At 65.2% G+C, this 385-nt stretch carries 1 pseudogene; it reads left to right on the forward strand.

Features of this window, described 5'->3' with window-relative positions:
- Positions 1 to 36: 36 nt before the first annotated feature.
- Positions 37 to 385: pseudogene (locus EXE42_RS17235) on the forward strand (TRAP transporter permease); the annotation flags it as partial.

Here is a 385-nt window from a genome sequence, read left to right on the forward strand (position 1 = left end):
CCGCGTGGAACGCCGGGGCCTCACGGACGTATTCTCATGAGCACGAACGACACACAACCGGACGACGCCGAGGAGATTTCCAGAGAAGAGGCCGACGAGATAATCGACGAGATCGAGCGCCGGCGGTCGTTACAGGGGCTCGCCGCACTCGCCGTCGCGGTCATCGGGATCTGCTTTTCGCTCTTCCAACTGGCGCTCGCGGCGCGCAGTTTCACCTTCACGATACCGCTGCCGACGGTCGATCTCGGCCTGTTCGCGGTGCGGCCGATACAGATCTCGCTCCAACTGCTCCAGGCCAACGCGGTCCACGTCGGCTTCGCGCTCGTGCTCACCTTCCTGATGTTCCCGGCCACCATGGGCGACGGGCCCTTCTCGCGGCGGCTCT

The sequence above is a fragment of the Halorubrum sp. SP3 genome, assembly GCF_005435195.1.
In the GTDB taxonomy this organism is placed as follows: Archaea; Halobacteriota; Halobacteria; order Halobacteriales; family Haloferacaceae; genus Halorubrum; species Halorubrum sodomense.